Consider the following 19,819-nt stretch of genomic DNA (forward strand, 5'->3'; position numbering starts at 1 on the left):
ATGTATAACGGTTTGTTCGGCTTGCTATTGTGGCTTTACTTCCATTAAATATTCTAGGTGTGCAATTTTTCCCTCCATGTCAATTCCTTCAATCGTGATTTTATATGTTCCGGGTTCATCCGAAGTATAGAAATCAAATTTGGCTTCTCCGTTTTTAGCTGTTACCAGATTTGGTTCCCAGGCGATTGTTGTTCTCAGGTCACGATTAAGCACCTGTTTCTGTGTGCTATTATATTGTGGTTTGAAAAAGTTGCGATTCACATGCAGACCTTTGGGTAAAATGGTAATTATTCCTGTTGGCGTATAGGTGGATAACATCGCATCGCCAGATTTACTGGTGATTACCAATACACCGTTGCCGCCATACATCCCATAAATGGCGGTGTTTCCAGCGCTTCTCAGCACTTCGATGCTCGCGATATCCGGGACGTTGATCATACTAATCTGGTCAGGCTCAATATACATGCCGTCTAGCACTACCTGCATGGGACTGCCGCCATTTAATCCCATCGATCGGGTACTGTAAGGAACTCCGTTTTGGAAAATAACTCCCACTAGTCTCCCCGCAAGGCATTGCTCTAGGGTCGCACAGGTAGATAGGTCCTCGGCCGTAATCACCTGATCTGCATTGCCGGGGCCATTGAGGTTTCTTGAATTTTTATCTGCTTTATTGGCTCTGACCCTGTTGACCTGAACTTCTTCCAGTTTGATGCTTTTTTGAATAATACCGGCAGCTTCAAGTTCGGCCAGAAATTGCTGATTATCCTTGAGCTGGTTGATTAGCTTGGTATTGATGTCATTCTGCATCAGTGGCTTGTCTTTACTTTCCTTGACAGCGGGAGAAGGGGGATTGTCAACAAGTATATCGACTCTATTCTTCTCTTTTTGACCATTCCCGGTGACAATAAACTTGATACTATCCGCAAAAAATAGGTTATCAAAGGCAAATCTACCATCACTATCTGTCAGCGTATCTATACTTAGCATCATATTGCTCGTGGGGACTAAAGTAACTTTTGCATTCGGAACAAGTGCCTTTCGTCCGGTTTTTTTAACAGTGCCCGAGACTGCGAGGCTCTTCTCCGGAAGGTACGCATTATTCGTCGTATTAAGATAATTTTTCCAATCTAGCTTACGCCAGCCCTGGATCAGCATAAGGTTGTCAAGTTCATTGAACTTAATATTGTTCAGATCTTCAAAGTAATAATTTGGACGTTCTATAAAGCCCCTGAGATCGGATTTTAAGAGCAGCTCGGAGACAATCGAAGAATGATATTGCGCTGTAGCAGAATCGGACTTATTGAGGTTGATTACCGAAGCTGAGAGTGCGGCTATTTTTGAAGTATCACTGCTACCTTCCTTAACCGAAAGATTTGCGATTACCTGATCCCGTGTTGTAAATGTTGGCTTGTTCAATTGTAAGGTTATTGGCAATATTGTTTTTGGAGCATTGTAACTAAATACGAGCCTTTCGATGATCGGAACCAGGTGTTCATTCAGAACTGATAATTGGATTACTCCCGAAGGAAGGTCCTGTTTTGGAATGTTGAATAATATTTCCGGCCCGTTTAACTTTTGTTTAACAGCATGTAAAACAAATCCATTGTATTGTGCAATGAGGTAGACTTCTTTACCCGTTACGAGGTCATCTGTCGCCGATAATTGCGCGGCGATTTTATCTTTTAAACCTGAGTTGACAGTGAGTACGTAGCCTGAGGCAGCTACCTGAGGCAGAGAGGTGCTCACCGAATTTCCGTCCGGGAATACAGCCGTGGCAATATATTTTTTTCCTGTGCTTAAAATAAGCGGCATACTGCCCATGCCGAGGTCATTTGTTTCAAATTCGATGATGGGAGCCTGGTTTTCCTCTCCGATTTTGATTTTGGACTTCAGGCCCAGTCCGGCGGGTGTAAGTACTTTAACCCCGGTTTTGCTCAGAATATTGTTTACGAGCTCACCACTTTCAGGGAAAATCTGGATACTGTTCCGTTGGTTGGGATCTGGAATTGTAAAATTCTTTAATACCCGTCTTTTATCTGATGATAAAAATTGTAAGGATAATGTTCCGCCCTTAAAATTATCTTTGAGCTCAAGAGCTATTGTTCCATTTTCATTGGATTTTAAGCGCCCGGTTTTTTCTTTTAGGCCATCCTGTTGGAGGGTATAGCTCACGCTGCTGTTTATTAGCGGCGCGCCCTGAATTGTCTTTAAGTTGATCTGGAAGAGATTTTCAGTTCCATTTTGAAGGAGAGTGCTTTGAGTAATGACATTGTCTGCCCGACCATTGGTAATCGGTACAATCCGCTCATAGAAATTGGAGATGGAATCGTTTTGCATCCAGCGGGTGTATGCTCTGATCCGGTACGAGCCCTCCACGAGTGTGTCCGATAGACTAAAATCACCGATGCCAAGGCCCAATGTGAGGGGGATTTTAATGCTTTTGATAATGCTATTTGTCGGCGAGATCAATTCGATATTCGCAATCTTGCTGATATTGCTCAGGTAATTAAATGGTGCCGTGGTACAATACAGTTTGAACCAGATATTTTCTCCCGCTGAATAGTCATTTTTGTCCAGGTGTAGATAAATTTTTTCCGTAACATGACTTTCGTGATAGGTATCCAATTTCTGTATGGTCTGATCAATTTGAGCGGAGGCCAGAAAAGGAAGCAGAAGGCAATTGATTAACAGCAATAAGCGAGCATACATATGACTAATGTTTCTTGAAAATTAGAAAATATTTTCCCTTTAATCAACTTATAAATCAAAATATTATCGCATGAAAGAGATCCGGCAATTTCTATTACTGGGATGGGGACGCTTTTGAGTTGGAAAATAAATATAAAATCCGTTTTTGAACGATCTTATGTCTGAAAATTAGCATAAAAAAAATATCTTTGTGCTATGAATATCCTAATAATCGGTTCAGGAGGTCGTGAATCCGCCTTCGCCTATAAACTGTCGAAAAGTCCACGTTTAGATCAATTGTTTATTGCTCCAGGAAACGCTGGTACCGGAGCATATGGCCAAAATGTAAATATTAAAGTTACTGATTTTGAAGCTATCGCATCCTTTGTTTTGGAAAATGCGATACAAATGGTGTTGGTGGGACCAGAAGAGCCTTTGGTAAAAGGTATTCATGATTATTTTTTGAACCGGGAAGATTTAAAAAATATTCCTGTTATAGGCCCACAGCAGGAAGGTGCACAATTAGAAGGTTCGAAAGATTTTTCGAAGCAGTTTATGGACCGCCATGGCGTGCCTACCGCCGCTTCCCGTTCTTTTGATGCCGACTCGCTTGCTGAAGGATTGGTTTATCTGGAGAGCCAGAAGTTACCGATTGTGCTTAAGGCCGATGGTTTAGCAGCCGGAAAAGGTGTGTTGATCTGTGAAACACTTGAAGATGCGAAAGCCGAACTGAAAGCAATGATTGCAGATTCCAAATTCGGAGAGGCAAGTCGCGTAGTGGTGGTGGAGGAATTTTTAAAAGGAATTGAACTCTCGGTATTTGTCCTAACGGATGGAAACTCTTATAAGGTACTACCTTCTGCAAAAGATTACAAACGTATTGGAGAAGGTGATACAGGTCTAAATACAGGTGGAATGGGCTCCATTTCTCCGGTTCCTTTTGCCGACGAAACATTTTTGAATAAAGTAGAAGAACGTATCATCAAACCAACTGTTGAAGGGCTGAAGAAAGATGGTATTCCCTACAAGGGTTTTATTTTCATCGGTTTGATGAATGTTGATGGTGAACCCTATGTAATTGAATATAATGTGCGTATGGGAGACCCTGAAACAGAATCCGTATTGCCTCGTATCGAATCTGATCTGCTGGATCTGTTGGAAGGCGTCGCACAAGGAAATTTGGATCAACGCTCTTATACCGTTTCTCCAAAGACCGCGGTTACAGTTATGTTAGTGGCAGGAGGTTATCCAGGAGCGTATGAATCTGGAAAGGAGATCGCGAATATAGAGAATGTTAAGGAGTCGATTGTATTCCAGGCGGGAACGAAGGAACAGGACGGCAAGGTTGTTACTGCCGGCGGACGTGTGATCGCGGTAACCACATTACAGGATTCGCTTTTTGAAGCGCTTCAACAGGCTACAGCTGATGCCGGAAGGATCTATTTTGAAGGAAAGTATTTCCGTCGTGATATCGGTTTTGACCTCATCTAAAAAATATTTAAAATTATTTTTGTATAAATGATTTTAAGGCCTATATTTGCAACTCCAAAAACAACAAAACTTTTGGAGTTGCATAAAAATGGCCCGTTCGTCTAGGGGTTAGGACGCAAGATTTTCATTCTTGAAACAGGGGTTCGATTCCCCTACGGGCTACACATCTAAAAGTCAAAACATACAAAAGCCTGCAAATTAAACATTTGCAGGCTTTTTTGTTTTTCAGTATCTACAAAACCTATAATAATTCCCAATAAAAAAGTGAGTCATTCAGTGAGTCATTTTCTTGGAGTTGACTACTCACTGAAATATATTTAAAAGTTTGATTGTCAATGTGTTCATAATTTAAACATCTTGATCCGTTTTCGTTGCAAGGCTAATTTTGTTTCACTTAAATGATGTTGTCATGAGCACAAATTATTCCTTGCTCTTCTACTTGAAGAAACCAAAAAATTATGTTAACGGCCCCAAACCAATCTACATGCGGATTACCGTAGATGGTATCCCAAAAGAAGTCTCCACAGGACGGGAATGCGATCCGTCGAAATGGAACTCTAAAGCCAGCCGTGTGAAAGGCACAACAGAAGCTATCAAGACCCTTAATAGCTATCTTGATGCCCTAGTCAGCAAAGTAAGTACAATCCATACTGCTATGATAGCTGCCGCGGAGGAAATTACAGCGGAATCCATCAAACTGAAATATCAGGGAAAGGATATCAAGCGAAAGCAATTCCTTGATGTTTTTAGAGAACATAATATGCAGATGGAAGCATTGCTCGGCAATGGGTTCAAACCCAATACACTTAAAGGGTATAAAACCTCGCTCTCACATATTGAAGGCTACCTGGAGAAAGAATTTAGACTAGCAGATATCGACACAAGAAAGATTGACCATGCCTTTGTCATAAGCTACGAATTCTTTCTGCGTGCCACGATGGGCTGTTCTGCCGTGTCGGCAGCAAAATACATGAAACACCTGCGAAAGATTATCAAGATCTGTATTGCACACAGATGGATAACGGACGATCCATTTGCATTCTATAAGATCAAGGCCAAAGCTAAAGAGAAGGAATTTCTAACAGATGCGGAACTTAGAAGGATAGCGGAAAAGTTGTTCAAGATACCAAGGCTGGCCCATGTTCGTGATATCTTTGTTTTTTGTTGTTACACCGGACTTTCCTATGCGGATGTAAAGAAATTAAAATGGACAGACATTGCCGAGGGTGTGGATGGAAAGCTCTGGATCTTTACCAATAGGGAGAAAACTGAAACATCATCCAATATTCCACTGCTTCCCAAGGCACTTGAGATCATTGAACGGTATCGTGACTATCCACCATGTGTGTCAAAGGATATGGTACTTCCTGTTCTGAGTAATCAGAAAATGAACAGTTATCTAAAGGAAATAGCTGATCTGTGTGAGATTACAAAAGAACTCACGTTCCACAAATCACGCCATACGTTCGCCACTTCTGTTACGCTTGCCAATAGTGTGCCGATAGAAACAGTTTCCAAAATGCTCGGTCATACTGATATCAAAACCACACAGCATTATGCGAAGTTATTGGATAACAGGGTTGCCGTGGATATGGACAGATTAGAAAGAAGAATGGAGAATAAACCGCTACCTGCAAATCAAGCTAAAATCGCTGAGCTATGTACCCCTCAGGCATTTACTTTCATGAAGGCAAAGCATCAAGGATGAGATATCGCATAAATTCCCAAAAAGGAAGCTTCATAAAAGGCAGCTTCCTTTTCAGATTACGGTTGTAGATCCTTTTTATATATAAAAGTAATTTTACTTGTCTGGATGACATCTTCCTTGAAATTTAACAGGGAAACGCTATATTCCATTTTTTCTCCTTCTTTAAACGTCAAGATACGATCAATGTCTTTCGGTAAGAGTACTTGCTTGATTTGGATAACCCCTTGATTGGCATAAACTACCTCCCGAGGTTCTTGATCAGCTGTTTTAATCTTCCAGGAAAGTGGACTATTCACTGTCATATTGCGATTATCAAACTTGCCTTCACAGGTAAATAATGCAAATGTAGTGCTAAATTCATCCGTGTATGTCAACTTTATTGGCTTATTCTCATGTATTATATATAAGCCTGTTGGATTTACAAAAAAAGTATCCGGATAGATTTTATAAATATCGTCTGCCTTTGGACAGGCGTATTCTATAAGGGGTTCCGGTTCTGGTTGAGGTTTTGGGTCAAATGGTTCATTACGACTGCAAGACGCAACTATTAAAAACAAGACGCTAAAAAGTAGAATAGTTAGTTTTCTCCTCATTATTGATATTACTAGTATAGTTTATAAAATTCATATAAAGGGACGAAAAAAATATTAGCTAAGCTACAGTTGAAAATGTAAAATTTCAGTTATATCTTTTCTTTCCATACTTGCCCAAGTTCTATTCTCATTGTTGAACGACTGTTTGTTTATTCATCCACCACTAGGAATAGAGAATTTATCAATGGGGATTTTTAAATAGATTCTGTTGAGAAAAATCTATCTCATAAGTTTAAGTAATCGAGTGTATTAAATGTTTGAACATGGTCAATCGGGAGTTGGTCGAATAAATTTGGAATTATTATTCAAGTTTACCTAATTTGAATGCTGATTTTTGAACAGGACGACGGTCAGAACAGATAGCCATTAATTCATAACCAAATAGTCTGAAATCATGAAAGAACATGAAATTGATATCTATCTAGATGGTGTTAAAACGAGGATCGACCTTCGAAAGATGGATTATACCTCGCTTCGGAACCTTTCCATGAAACTGCAGCGGATTTTTGGGGACAACAGTTATATCCATGAGATGATCCTTGAAAGCGAGCTTTACTATTTCCGGCAGGAGATCAGTGCCAAGACCGTGGGGGTTCTCCAAAAGCACGGGATAATGACAGTAGCTGAACTGATGGCCTGTTCGTATGAGAAGCTTGCAGAAATGGATGGACTGGGAAGCAAATCCCTTTCCGAAATTGTAGGCTTCATTAAGGAGCTGGGAAAATAGAAAGCTGTTGATTTCGGGTTTTGAAAACTTCCTTGAAATGCGTAATTTGATATTGTTTTTCAAACAATCCCCATAAACTAATCCTTAAGCGGCTGCCCTAAAAGGGTGGCCGTTTTATTATCGGGTCGTTCTGACTATTGCTGAAACCACCGGAGCGAACAATAGACTTTGGTGGACAATCTATATTTCCCGGTTTTCTTCCCCTTTATCCCTTCTCCATTTTTTCTCGGTATAGGAGTTGAAATTTGATTTTTCCCATTTGGTCAGGTGGTAGCCCCTGCAATATGTACAGAAATATGCCCGTCGTTGTATGGGACGTCCCTGCCGGTGCTTGATGCGACGGCCTGTTCTGTCCCTTTTGAAAAGGTAGTTCCACTTAAGGTCGAGCATGACGAGCCGGGCCTCAATCCAGGAAGCAAATATCACCTTTCCTGTTTCCCTACATTTCTTATTGATCCCCATAGAAATTGCTTTTTGTCTATCAATAGTATAAAGGTTCGGGTTATGACCTAATATACTTGCCTCAATAATGTTTGTCTATTTACAAATATTTAAATGACACGTCATCGTGCTAATTGGTACTTACAGCTTTCTAAAGCTAGCCAATTTGCTGCTGAAAACGAAGCGGGGAGTTATTAGGTCAGCAGAAAGGCTGCATGAAAAAGTCAGATATCGAGGAAATCGTGCAACTTATATTGGTCAAATGTCTGTTTATCGAAAAAATTTGCAAATGTGAAATGTAACATCCTACATTTAATGTATTTCACGCTCCTAAATCAGCCCAAATAAAACAGGAAGCAATTATTTTTTTGCGTTTATGACGGACCATTTTGATATCATATTTCCCAGTGTGCACCTTTCTGTACTTGATGTGAACAGCTGTCCGGCAGACTGGACCGAAAGTGTTTTAAGGTCAGCAACATCGTCCTTAAGGTATTCTTTTCCAGAGGCAGAAGTCCTTCGTGGGAAGCTGCTTTTCAAAAAATACCATATTGAACTGATCCAGCTCCGTACGGAAGAAGCTTTCAGCCTCCGGTTTAAGGTAGACCAAGATAGGTTGTTCCTTTTATTTACGATACAGGGAAATCTTAGATTTTTGACCGGTGAAGGTACCGAAGTTATCACGGCTACCGAGAACAGCTTTTACCCTTCTCACAGCAGGCCAGAGGTATATGGGACGGATATCATAAAAGGATCTGTGGTAAAAGCACTGGTGATTTCCTTTGATCCGGATTGGGCAGAAAGAATTGTCCGTCCGTACAGAGTATTATGGGAAGCGTTAAGGGAAATTGCACGTTCCGATAGGCAGTTCAGTATCCTGCCTAGACTGAGGATCGATAGAATGCTGGGAAAAGAACTCGGTGAAATACTAGACTTCAATGATCCGAACATCGAGATCGTCAAGCTGAAAATGCGCAAAAAGATCGCAATGGTCTTAAAATGCTACCATGAAATGCTGGTCATCTCGGGACTGGACAGGATCTATCTGGCAGGATTATATATATTGAAAAATTTTGCAGATCCGGAAATTGATATCCAGTCACAGCTACAGGATCTACCGATGAGTGATAAAACTTTTCGCAGAAAGTTCAGGGTCATATTTGGAACAACACCCTATGACTATTGTGTCAGGCTCCGAATGGAAAAAGCCCGGAAGCTCATCAATGAACAGGGGCTGGCCAAAAAAGAAGTATGTTCCATGGTCGGCTATACGGATCTTGGCAGCTTTTCACGCACCTATCGCAGCTATTACAGAAATGAAGGACACCGCTAAACTCATCTAAATCATTCCTAATGTATCTCTTTTGTTACCAAAAAAGGGAATAAACGGACATTTTTGATAAAAAACGGCCAAAAGTTGTCTGTTTTTTCCTTTTCTGGGCTCTGCTCAAACCTGAACTTTGTATTAAAGGTTTCTGCCAGATATTTTCTAGGCGAACATATCTCAGGAGATGCAAGAATAAAGGGATAAAAGATATACTATGAACAGGACTACAAAAATAATGAGAAATAAGACAACTGGTCTCTCAGTGAGGATCGCAGAGCTGTTCCGTATAATACCGATATGGCGGGGGATTCGCGTCACTGCGATATTTGGAGTGGTTTTGCCCAAAATTCATGTTCAGAGAATATGGTACGCCAATAAATTCGCGCTGTTCACGGTTAATGCGGCCCATTGGTTTCAAGGAGACCGGTAGGCCAATAAACAGGATCCCTCAATCGCATAACTGTGAGGCAAAACCGGAGTGCATTAATTACATAAAGAAACCATCATGAGAAAGATCATGACCCTGATGCTAGTGATACTGGGTATCACTGTTTCAGCGGGGGTTATAGCGAAAGCCCTCGAAAACAAAAAGGAACCGTTACAGAAAAAAGCAATAACGGCATGGGAACTCACCTCGCCATCTGCTAACCCTACACTGGAGACAAGTTATCAACCTTTCACGGGAAATCCTGAGGAATTATGTTCAGGGACCGAGGATGTCTGTGCAGTGATGGCCGAGGACCGTGGAGACGGTCATCCTCAATTGACCTCAAGCTTGATTAACCAGATCAACAAACAGGCGCCGGCAGAAGATGTGTATTTCAAAAATTGATCACAAAGACCAGTACCGATTCATTCTTTAAAACAGATTGTTGAATGAACTTAATTCTAACCGATCATATCCGAGCTATTGGGATATGATCGGTTATTTTAGAAAAGGGGGCTTCTTTATTTACCTACTCCAATAGGGATTTTGAAAGGTGTTTCATTTTTCGAAAGGTCTAACTGATAGTTCTTATCCCCAATCCGCCTTGTTATAACTAAGGGTTCTGAATTCAGGGCTGCATAACGCTTTAAGTCCATCCATCGGATCCCTCCTTTGAAACAGAGCTCTTTTAACCTCTCCCTTTTTAAAAGATCTATCGCAGCAGCTCTACTGAGTCCGGAATAAAGTAAAAATGAGTTTTCTGCATAACGATTTTTTAACAAGGTATTGAGGACATCCAGGCCTTCATTTATTCGATCCGATCTGATCAACGATTCTGCGTAATTTAGATATAGCTCTCCAGAGGTCACCCCTCCAAATAGAGTGGAATTGTTCATGCCGGTATAACTTCCCTTGAATGTTATTTTAGCCCCTGAAACTGTAAAAAAAGCTGTCTTTCTCAAATCTCCATCTCCATAAAGATCAAAAAGATCCTGCGGTACATTTGCTATTGAGGGAGCAAAGATACTTTCATTGCCTGATATGGTAGAATAAAAGAGAGTCTCTCCGTTAAAGCGTTCAAAAGGCTGCTGGGAGTTTATGGGAAGATCTTTAAAGTTAAGCAGTACCACATTTCCCTTCATCGCTTCTCCCGCATAAAAAGATGCCCGTTCCCAATTTCCCAGACTGAGATAAAACCTGCTGAACAGTGTTTTTGCGGCAAGGCGTGTTGGCCTTGTGCTGATCTCCTGCTTTTCTGGAAGCAATTCAACAGCTGTCCTCAGATCAGTTTCAATAAAATCGTAAAGCTCTCCCAATCTCGAGAACACGATTGCCTCACCGATATCTGGAGTCTTTTTGATCGGAATTGTCATTTCGTTGTCGTTTATACCTTTTTTAAATTGAGGTGAATAGATCGTGGCCAACTGGAAATAGGTCATTGCCCGCAGGAAAGCCGCACTTCCCTTGATCCGTTTCCGGTCATTTTCTGACATGCTTCCGAGTGATACCTTATATATATTATCCAGAACTAGATTGAAATAAAATATCTGGGACATGGAAAAAGTCCAGGTGTTATCCGTAAGGGCTGCTTGGTTCCAGCTATAGAGTAACCTTGCATTTTCACTTCTGGAATTAAAGTTCTGTTCGGATAGATAATAATAATCCGATGCTATGTCCCCTAAAGAAGGTAGAAACCCATTTATATTGTTCTCATCGTTGAGCAGTGCCTGGAGGTCATCAAGTGTCTTGGGTTCCTTCCATGAAATATCGGCTTTCTCATCCAAAAAATCGTTGCAGGAAAACAGACACAGCACAATTAAGTAAATCAATTTTTTCATTTTTTTTCTGATTAAAAATTCCAGTTAACACCAATACTATAGGAACGGGATGGTGGCATGAGCGAATAATCCGGATCCAGTACGTTTTTACTGGCCTTCCATAGTATCCCGACATTATTTACCATAGCGGTAACTTTTACGTCCTTCCATATACCTCCCGAAAAGGGTCTGTATCCTAACCTGATGTGCTGCAACCTTAAAACATCCCCTTTTTCAACATTTATTTCAGCATTCTGGTAAAACAGATCAGCGGCTGAATTGGCGGGATATACAAATGCCGGAACATCTGTCCGGTCTTCATCACCTTTTATCTGCCAGCGGTCATAATACTCTGCTTGAAGAATACTGCCACTGTTTACCATGTCCGAATAATTTATTGCGGGCCGACGGAAAACGTGACCGAACCGCCAGCTCAGCAATAGCGATACATCCAATGCTCTCCAGTTGAAATCCTGTGTCAGCCCCCCAAAGAATCTAGGAACGGCCGTGCCCATGTACTTCAATTCTTCCAGCCTGCTCTGCTGACGGATAGCACTATAATCTCTAGAAATTTCGCCTCCCAGAAACCCTTGGGGCACTCCGTTTTCGGGGTTCAGCCCTCCCCATTTATAGGCAAACACAGCAAAGGCAGGATAGCCTTCCACCGGTGTCAGTGAAGTTGCCCCTCCAAGGACATCCGAATCGCTAGTTCTCTTATAATAATAGGATGTGATCTTTGATGCGTTCAGCGTGTTGTTGAAACTGGACCGCATTGCGACTTTTCCAATACTATAGTGCCCCGCAACGGTTATCTCCAGTCCCCTGTTCTGCATTGTTGCGCTGTTTTTGGTCAGGCTACCAAATCCAATCGTGGGATCTGACGACATTAACGCAAAAAGGTCCTTACTGTCTTTAATATACCCCTCGATAGAGAGTGATATTGGTACGGCCTTTAACCCCATATCTATTCCTAAGTTTACAGTTGATACTGTTTCCCATCGAAGATTTTCATCGGGAGGATTCCGTACCCGCGCATACTGTAGCCTATTGAGGCTACTCCGAATACTATTGTAGACAATTACGGTTCTTCCGCTAAGCCCCGGATTGATATTGCCACTCTTTCCGTAGGTCATTCTCAACCTTAGGTCCTGAAATCTGTCCATAAAAGCCCATTTTTCCCTATGGATTGACCATGCTCCACCGACAGACCACAGAGGATTCCATCTTTGGGAAGTACGGACGCCAAAAAGATTGGATGCGTCCCGGCGTGCGCTTAGGCTTAAACTATACCGCTCAAAAAAAGTGACATCAGTATTGAGGTAGTAAGAGAGAAATCTTGTCCTTGTACCATAAATTGCATCGGAAAAAGGGATCCTGCTGGAACCGGAAAGACCAGCAATAATTGGGTATACGGATGTATAATCCAGTGCAGGAAGGTTATTGAATTCCCGCTCATAACCATAGTTTCGATAACTGTTCCCATCGCTGTTTATTACCCTGCCCTCGTTACCGAGGATCATCCGCAGGGCGGCAAAATCACCGATCTTTTGGTCCACGTCGATCTGAAAGCGTAAAGAATGGTTTTCACCCAGCGTATTTAGTCCATCTTTTATCGCCGCATTGGGAATAATATAATTTATCTCCCCATCCTTTATCTGCGAAAAGCGGTTGATCAGGTCCCTTGCGTAAAATGTACCCTTATCGTATATACTTTGCTGGATATGTTCCTGGCGGCCATATTGGTATCTGGCGGACAGCTTTATCCCTTTCCATATCCGATATGAAATATCTCCGGTTACCATAACTTCCGTATTGCGGGAAGTGTTATCTGCTACATTGATCTCCTGAAGAGGCCTGAATGACCAGTCCAGCAGATGGCCGGCATATAACGTATCCAGAAATGCTTTGCGGTATTGGTAGGGCATGCTTGCATAATTCCCATCTGAATCCATTAATTCAAGATATGGATACATCGAGATATTTGAATTGAGCATGTCCATTCCCCTATTATTGTTTGCCGTTTTCATCTGGGCCATCTGCATAGCTACGTTCAGGTTTAGCGCTGGGGTTAGGTTTATGTCAAACTGATTCCTGAAACTTATCCGTCCTGTTGCATTCTGCCGTAGGCCAGTACTATTTTTATCGTATCCTGCGCTAAAATAATTGGATGCATTATCGCCTCCCCATGAGATACTTGCTGAGGTCTGTTGCTTAAACATTTTACGGTAAACGAACTTATCAAGTTGATCATATACATCAATCTGTCCCAAATTTTCCAGTTTTGCCTCCAGTTCACTATCGGAGATATTTCCCTGTCCATGCTGGTACAAAAGTTCTACCACAGGTGTGACAGCGGGCCTTGTGGTTTTGTTGTTCAGTACCGCGTTATATTTCCCATTTTCATAAAGAAATTTTTCTACCTGTATATAATCCGCACTGCTGATCCTAGGAATTGACCTGTTCTGCGGGCGTTCAGTGAGGGTAGTAAGGGAATTTACCTGAACCCTGAGCCTACTTTTTCGGTGTCCAGTTTTGGTCGTGACCACGACAACGCCATTTCCTGCCCGCACGCCCCAGATTGCAGAGGCTGATGCATCCTTTAGGATAGAAATACCCTCAATATCATTTGGGTTTATCGCACTGGGATCACCTTCATAGGGGAATCCGTCAACAACAATCAAGGGCTTGCTCATTGATACTCCGCCCAGTGTGCTCAGTCCCCGTATGGAAAAAGAGCTGTTCTGTTCATTTCCATTGGCAGGCCGGCTCAGCAGGAGCCCACTTGACAATCCATCCAACCTGCTCATAAAATCTTCCTGTGGCATATTGGCGATCCTTTCCTTCGGAATACTTACATATGAACCAGTACTGGTATTTTTATCAAATGTCTGATACCCCGTAGAAACGACAACCTCATCAAGTTGCTGCTGGGATTGTGGCAAAAGAATCAAAGAATAGTCATCCATAAGCCTCTTTGTTATCTTTTTATAGCCTACATGATGGAAAATGATATTTTCCCTAACATTTTTACTCTCAAAACTAAAATATCCGTTACTGTCCGACGTCGTGCTCAACGGACCATGGTTTATTGTGACTCCCGGCAATGGGCGTCGGGTTAAGCTGTCAAGAATCTTCCCTTCGATTAACCGGGACTGGCAAAAGCCCGATATTGTCCAAAAGAGAAATAGTAATAATATTGCGATTTGTTTCATCATAATCAGTCTTTTTTGGTTATAATCAAGTGTTTCTCTCTGGTTGTAATCAACTCTTTTGACCAGCCCTGCTCGGATAGCAATTTATCCAACATATCGGGAGAGGCAGAACTTAGTTCTATCCCAAGGTATACCTGTTCGTTTGACAGGTTCTCCGGGTAACTTACAGGTATGCGGCCTGGGGCCTGATTCAGGACAAACGCAATTTCTCCAACACTATAGCAGAATTTTGTTTTGGGGTGTCCAGTCTTTTGGCTCCTCGTTAGCTCTGTCACTTCTGAGGAAACATCTTCGATCCTGCAATCTATATTTCGATAGGACAGTAGATTACCTTTGAGGTCTTCCGTTGCTTTTTCATAAGTTTGAACACAGGGGTAAAAGCTTTCATAGCAGAGTCGGGTATGTTTTAACCAGTCCCACTCAGCGGTATTGATCGGGCGGATGCCGCCTTTTTCCCGAATAAGGATCCTATTGGGATTTCTGAGGAATATGTGTCCCTGACCTGTAGCTAAAGCCATCACCGAAAGCAAGGGATAATTTGCAATCTGAAATCTTGCCCCTCCTGTTTGAAGTTCAGGTTCCCAGCGGACCCCGGGAACAATTCCCTCGATAGGGCCAAACATCACTGAGAATCCGCCAAGTCCGATCTTTTTATCCCTGTCGAGAACAAGTGTCAATAAATCATCCTTACTGTTCTTAAGCTCCACTTTCATGGGAATAGCACCGGATTTTCCGGCTGCCTGATCTGCAAGCTTTTTTACGGAGATAAGATTGGGGAGGGTGAAGGATATAACTTTGCCTTCATGGATGACTACCGTATGAGGAATACTGGCTCTTTTGAAACCTTTGTCAATGATGCTTCCCCTTTCATACTTATAAAATTCAGATTGCCGAAACATCGGGTTATTGGTTAAAAAACGTTCAATTTTATCGGTAGGCTCATCGGATAAGGGGATAATCTTACAGTCGATACTATCCTTTAGTTCTAAGAGACTGGGCAATTCTTTTATGCACGGAGCACACCATGTCGCCCAGAAATCCAAAATTATAAATTCTTTGTCCCGATAATCATTCAAGGTAATAGTATCTTTCCCATCCGGGTGATTTACAATCTGCAGAGGAAGATGCCACAGTTCCTCAGGGATCTTGTCGCCGATCTGCAGTGGCTTTATGTCCGTTAGCCCGGCATCAGCCCCAAGTGTATCTTGGGACTGCGCAGGGGCATTACTAAACATTATGAAACAAAATACCGGTAATAAAAATACCTGCCGGACATATACCAGTTTATGTCTTAATATGGCAGGCGTTATAGATAGACATAGGGATATATAGTGTATTATATAAACGCACAGGCGCTCCATGTAGCTGTAAAATAGCTTCATTTGTAAATAGGTTTATAACGTTCATAATTAGTTTTAAAAAAAACTATACACAGGGGCGCCTCCGTAGTGTAGGAAAGTGGAAGCCGTTAAACGGCTAATTGCTTACTCAGGGGCGGAAATTATGTTTTTGAAGAATTGCTTTTTCATTAACCGTTGGCTTATTTATAATTATAATTTGCCAAACGGGGTTCCTCCTGTGAAACGACTAAGGGAGTGAACATCCCACTTGACCGTTCACGGGGCACCGACTAAAGGCCCGAACACGAATCAAGATAGGACGCCACCCCCTTAGCCATAAAAAATATGGTGAGGGACAGCGCTTTCCTATCCTTCTCTCGTGTTCTATGAAGTTAGTCGGTTTCGTGAACGAGATTATTTGTAGGAAAACTCTGTCTAAATCTAGACATTAAGTTTTCAAATTTACTAAATTCCTATAATACAACCCACAAAATTAAACTGTATTAAAAATCATTAATCAAAATTACTCATAAGTCTCGGTTAATTATATTCGAAAATATTATATAACAATTCATTTTATTTATATATATTTGATATGGTTATAAATTTTTGAATATCATGTCGGGACACATAAAGTTGAAAATTATAAGAGATGAAAATAATTGGAGTCAGGATTTTGTTGCTGAAAAGCTTGGCATGAGCCAAGCTGCTTATAGCAAACTCGAATCTGGTCAGACAAAACTGACATTTGACCGTGCTATTCAACTTTCTAAAGTTTATGATATAGAGCCTGAATATTTCTTTTCAGACGATTCAAAATTTATTCATTATGGCAAAGACAATAGCTTCGGTCCAATAAATAAAAACACGAATTATTATAGAGATGACACTTTCAAAGATATTTTCGAAAAGTTATTGGCGGAAAAGGATCTTCGAATAGAGGAGTATAGCCAAACCATCAAAGATCTAAAACAGGAATTAGAAGTTGCGAATAAAAGGGTTGAAGATTTTTTATCGAAACTCAAAGATAAGTTATAAATTTACTGATTAGTAAACTATAATTTAGTATATGACAAAGACAGAATTGATTGAACTTGAAGAATTACAGGGGAGAGTGATTGAGGAAATTCTAAAAGAAACAGGAATAGAAAAAGAAGTCTACTTAGGATATCGTGAAGGCAAATCAGATGTAACCGAGGATGATGCAAAAAAACTATCCGATTTTTTTAAAGTGCCTAAATCCTTTTTCTTAAAACAGCCTACTTTAATCCATCACGGAAAAGACAACAGTTTTGGTCCGATATATCATAATTCTAATTTCTATTTTGCAAAACCAGAAACGGAAGAAGATATTAAAAGACTTTTAAATAAATAGCATAGCAAAGCCACCTAAAAGGTGGCTTTTATCGAAATATGTATCTTCCCTGGTAGGGCAACAAATGTTTTTTGCATGGTATGTCTATCCAATTTTTTAATCCTAAAAGCTTATCGAATTTTAGCTAAATGTTATGAGGTTGCGACAAAGTGGTACCGGAATACTGAGTTTTACAACCTCGAATTTTTGTGGGGGATCCTTAAAAGCACTTCATGAAATGTTATTTTTTGTTATCTTGTCTGTAATAGACGTTAGCTAAGGAAGGTGCGCCGGATAATCAATTTAGGTAAGGTTGGAACAATGGAGCTAATCAGATGATGTATGCCAATTATATTTTTGTTGATCTGGGCGAAAAAGCCGTGCCGCCTCCCTTCGCTCTCGGGCCTTGGGAGATGACCGCATTTGAGCGGTATCAGGTTGCCGATTCCAAACAGGTATCCGACAGCTGTATTATTGAGACACTCTCCGCCTACGACTCATCTTGCCATTTCCGCTTTTCCAGATACACCGTGAAAAAGAATGTCAGCCTCTTTTCAATTCCCAATAGGCCCGTATTGACATTGAACATCCAGCTTGAAGGAAACATTGACTTCCAGTTCGGCGAACATTTTACCGGAGAGAGTCTGGCGGGTGAATGTAAGCTCTTCTGGCAGGGCAAGCAAACTCTTGTACAGAACCTCATTCCCGGCGAATATGTCAGTCTGGACATCTTCTTTGAAGATACGATGGTACCCGGCCTGAAAATCGATGGTAAAAAATTCTATTTCTGGGAAGCCGACCCACCGGACACTCCGCTATCCACAACGTACTATATCGCAGAACTTGCCAAGGAAACTTCGATCCACATCCGGGACATGGTCGAGCGGATCCATACCCGATCCTTTTCAGGTATGGATTTTTTTTCATCCTGTGTCAATCTGCTGACCTATTATTTCAAAGGCAAGAGAAAACGGAGCCGGAACTCGCTCGAAAAGATCCTTTATTATTTTCCTTTTAAAATCCTTGAAAAAGACTGGGACGAATCTAACAAGGACAGATATTATAAAGAGACGCTCGAACGGATGAGAAACATGGACCGGGCAAGGCTTGAGGAGAGGTTTCTCTACCTGCGGGAAAAGGTTATTTCCAGACTCGATCATATTGACTGGATAGACTCGATTGCTCGCAGTGTGCTGGATCCTTATCTTTTACTCCTGGAATCTGAACCTAGGGATGCATTGCTCAATTTTTATTATGGTACGGCAAAACTGTTGGCAGAGAGACTCGAGACTGAGCATTTTTCTTCGAAAGATCGGGATTGGGTACGTATATGCATCTTCACAATGCTTTCAGCCGCTTGTGACGTGGCCACGCCAACTGAATCTCAGATCGGATTTATTCGGTCGTTAGGATCTTCTGAACACGGAGGGGGTATTTCTGACATGGTTTATCAGGAACTGATTAAAAAGTTTGCTAAAGATCCTGAATTTCTAAAATATTCGAAACCGAACATCCTTGCCCATGTAACTTCCTGCGAGAGGGATCGGATATGTGAGGCAAAAGTCTGTCCCGTTAGGGAGCCGAATACGGTCAGGATCTATGCCCGTTTACGCGCGGGACTGGAAAAATATTCCATATTGTTCAGACGAGAGTGGCAAAAAATCGAGCAGCAGATGAATCAGGCCTATATGGAGGATGACACAAATGAACTCCTTTTATTGGAAATACGTTACCTTACCAAGCTTCCCGGATATTTGCAAAAGGTCGATACCGACACACTCTGCTGGTATCAGATCGTGCTGAAGACGGAGCTCAACGAACAGCGGAATGCCGGCCCACGTCTCACGCAGCTCCCGGGTTTTCCGGTGATCGATCTGCACGTAATGCTCGAGCAATGGAAAGTGTCGTCTTTATTTGGATTTCGTCCAAGGGGCACGACAATGTACCAGGTACTGGACAACTTACAGCGAGTATGCACCCAGGTCCTTCTGTCAGGAAACCGTGATATCCTGTATTCTTTCTGCGGGATGGTGAGCAGGTCCTATTGGAAATGAGAAAAACTGGATCTCTTTTGTTTTGAATACTTTTTTACCATAATATATCCGAGTGGAAAAATTACTTAAAGACGGTATAAATCTATCCTTATCTCCAAAATTTAATTTAAATTGGATTTAAGAAATGCTATTAAGTCTTCATAATGTTTTGGCTTTTTAGTTACCCCGATATCATCACTGTAAACTCCATCGTTATTCACGCTAGCAGAACGAATTTTTTGTTTAAGGTTGGCCTGAATATATATCCGTGTACCTTTATCTTGGTTTTCTCGTATCAGGAGATTGTATTCGAGAATATCTACTTTTAGGCTTGAAAAAACTTTGCGGTCGTCCTTAACGATTTTACATTGTATAAGCCCCGAGCCTTTATCCACCGAAAGGACAAAATAATCGCTCGAAAGAAAAAGCTGTAAGACGTTCTCAAAAGTCGTTTCCGGATTGGTTGAAGGCAGGTCGATAAAGTGGTTTTTGTCGGTTTGGGCATTACAAATTCCCAGTCCAATCAATAAGATAAATAATAATGATTTTAATTTTTTCATGCTTTACGTTATTAATAAGTTGGTGCTGCCAACTTAATTGGTGAAAATGGAGCAAATAACACCAATATACGATTTATTTGCTCCATTTAATATTTTTATTC

15 protein-coding genes and 1 tRNA gene are annotated in these 19,819 nt (G+C 41.3%); 9 read left to right on the forward strand and 7 right to left on the reverse strand.

Features of this window, described 5'->3' with window-relative positions; all coding sequences use genetic code 11:
- Positions 1–24: 24 nt before the first annotated feature.
- Positions 25–2,709 carry a carboxypeptidase-like regulatory domain-containing protein gene (locus tag G6053_RS00320; RefSeq protein WP_165305152.1) on the reverse strand — a complete coding sequence of 895 codons (2,685 nt, stop codon included), beginning with the start codon at positions 2,707–2,709 and terminating at the stop codon, positions 25–27.
- A gap of 195 nt (positions 2,710–2,904) precedes the next feature.
- On the opposite strand from G6053_RS00320, the gene purD reads away from it, so the two are divergent.
- From purD to G6053_RS00335, 3 genes are all read left to right on the forward strand, one after another.
- The gene (gene purD, locus G6053_RS00325) at positions 2,905–4,179 is read left to right on the forward strand and encodes a phosphoribosylamine--glycine ligase (RefSeq protein ID WP_108635362.1); all 1,275 of its coding nucleotides are present in this window, start codon (positions 2,905–2,907) and stop codon (positions 4,177–4,179) included.
- A gap of 90 nt (positions 4,180–4,269) precedes the next feature.
- Positions 4,270–4,341: transfer RNA gene (locus G6053_RS00330), tRNA-Glu, on the forward strand.
- Positions 4,342–4,588: 247 nt separating this feature from the next.
- Positions 4,589–5,887, forward strand: coding sequence for a site-specific integrase (locus G6053_RS00335; RefSeq protein ID WP_165305153.1), 1,299 nt, complete (start codon positions 4,589–4,591; stop codon positions 5,885–5,887).
- 56 nt (positions 5,888–5,943) lie between these two features.
- Here the strand turns inward: G6053_RS00335 and G6053_RS00340 are convergent, their stop codons facing one another.
- On the reverse strand, positions 5,944–6,480 hold the full coding sequence (locus G6053_RS00340) for a hypothetical protein (protein ID WP_165305154.1): 537 nt from the start codon (positions 6,478–6,480) through the stop codon (positions 5,944–5,946).
- Between the two features lie 394 nt (positions 6,481–6,874).
- On the opposite strand from G6053_RS00340, the gene G6053_RS00345 reads away from it, so the two are divergent.
- Entirely contained in the window at positions 6,875–7,207 is a 333-nt protein-coding gene (locus tag G6053_RS00345) for a DNA-directed RNA polymerase subunit alpha C-terminal domain-containing protein (protein WP_165305155.1), read from the forward strand.
- Between the two features lie 180 nt (positions 7,208–7,387).
- Here the strand turns inward: G6053_RS00345 and G6053_RS00350 are convergent, their stop codons facing one another.
- Positions 7,388–7,669, reverse strand: a complete 282-nt coding sequence (locus tag G6053_RS00350; protein WP_165305156.1) for a hypothetical protein — start codon at positions 7,667–7,669, stop codon at positions 7,388–7,390.
- A 355-nt stretch (positions 7,670–8,024) separates the two neighbouring features.
- Here G6053_RS00350 and G6053_RS00355 point away from each other — a divergent pair, with 355 nt between their 5' ends.
- Entirely contained in the window at positions 8,025–8,981 is a 957-nt protein-coding gene (locus G6053_RS00355) for a helix-turn-helix transcriptional regulator (protein WP_165305157.1), read from the forward strand.
- A gap of 499 nt (positions 8,982–9,480) precedes the next feature.
- Positions 9,481–9,807, forward strand: coding sequence for a hypothetical protein (locus G6053_RS00360; protein ID WP_165305158.1), 327 nt, complete (start codon positions 9,481–9,483; stop codon positions 9,805–9,807).
- 116 nt (positions 9,808–9,923) lie between these two features.
- On the opposite strand, the gene G6053_RS00365 is transcribed toward G6053_RS00360, so the two are convergent.
- The 3 genes from G6053_RS00365 to G6053_RS00375 are packed head-to-tail and all read right to left on the reverse strand — an operon-like array spanning position 9,924 to position 15,666.
- Positions 9,924–11,240, reverse strand: coding sequence for a RagB/SusD family nutrient uptake outer membrane protein (locus tag G6053_RS00365; RefSeq protein WP_165305159.1), 1,317 nt, complete (start codon positions 11,238–11,240; stop codon positions 9,924–9,926).
- A gap of 11 nt (positions 11,241–11,251) precedes the next feature.
- Positions 11,252–14,434 (reverse strand): SusC/RagA family TonB-linked outer membrane protein, encoded by a 3,183-nt coding sequence (locus tag G6053_RS00370; protein WP_165305160.1) that lies wholly within the window; start codon positions 14,432–14,434, stop codon positions 11,252–11,254.
- A gap of 2 nt (positions 14,435–14,436) precedes the next feature.
- Complete coding sequence (locus G6053_RS00375) at positions 14,437–15,666, reverse strand: TlpA disulfide reductase family protein (protein WP_165305161.1); 1,230 nt, start codon at positions 15,664–15,666, stop codon at positions 14,437–14,439.
- Between the two features lie 741 nt (positions 15,667–16,407).
- On the opposite strand from G6053_RS00375, the gene G6053_RS00380 reads away from it, so the two are divergent.
- From G6053_RS00380 to G6053_RS00390, 3 genes are all read left to right on the forward strand, one after another.
- The gene (locus tag G6053_RS00380; RefSeq protein WP_165305162.1) at positions 16,408–16,809 is read left to right on the forward strand and encodes a helix-turn-helix transcriptional regulator; all 402 of its coding nucleotides are present in this window, start codon (positions 16,408–16,410) and stop codon (positions 16,807–16,809) included.
- 31 nt (positions 16,810–16,840) lie between these two features.
- Entirely contained in the window at positions 16,841–17,146 is a 306-nt protein-coding gene (locus G6053_RS00385) for a hypothetical protein (RefSeq protein WP_165305163.1), read from the forward strand.
- Between the two features lie 314 nt (positions 17,147–17,460).
- The gene (locus tag G6053_RS00390) at positions 17,461–19,179 is read left to right on the forward strand and encodes a hypothetical protein (protein WP_165305164.1); all 1,719 of its coding nucleotides are present in this window, start codon (positions 17,461–17,463) and stop codon (positions 19,177–19,179) included.
- A 101-nt stretch (positions 19,180–19,280) separates the two neighbouring features.
- Here G6053_RS00390 and G6053_RS00395 read toward each other — a convergent pair whose 3' ends face one another.
- Positions 19,281–19,718 (reverse strand): hypothetical protein, encoded by a 438-nt coding sequence (locus tag G6053_RS00395; RefSeq protein WP_165305165.1) that lies wholly within the window; start codon positions 19,716–19,718, stop codon positions 19,281–19,283.
- Between the last annotated feature and the right edge of the window lie 101 nt (positions 19,719–19,819).

Origin of the sequence: Sphingobacterium sp. DR205 (assembly GCF_011064245.1) — a bacterium.
Lineage (GTDB): Bacteria > Bacteroidota > Bacteroidia > Sphingobacteriales > Sphingobacteriaceae > Sphingobacterium > Sphingobacterium athyrii.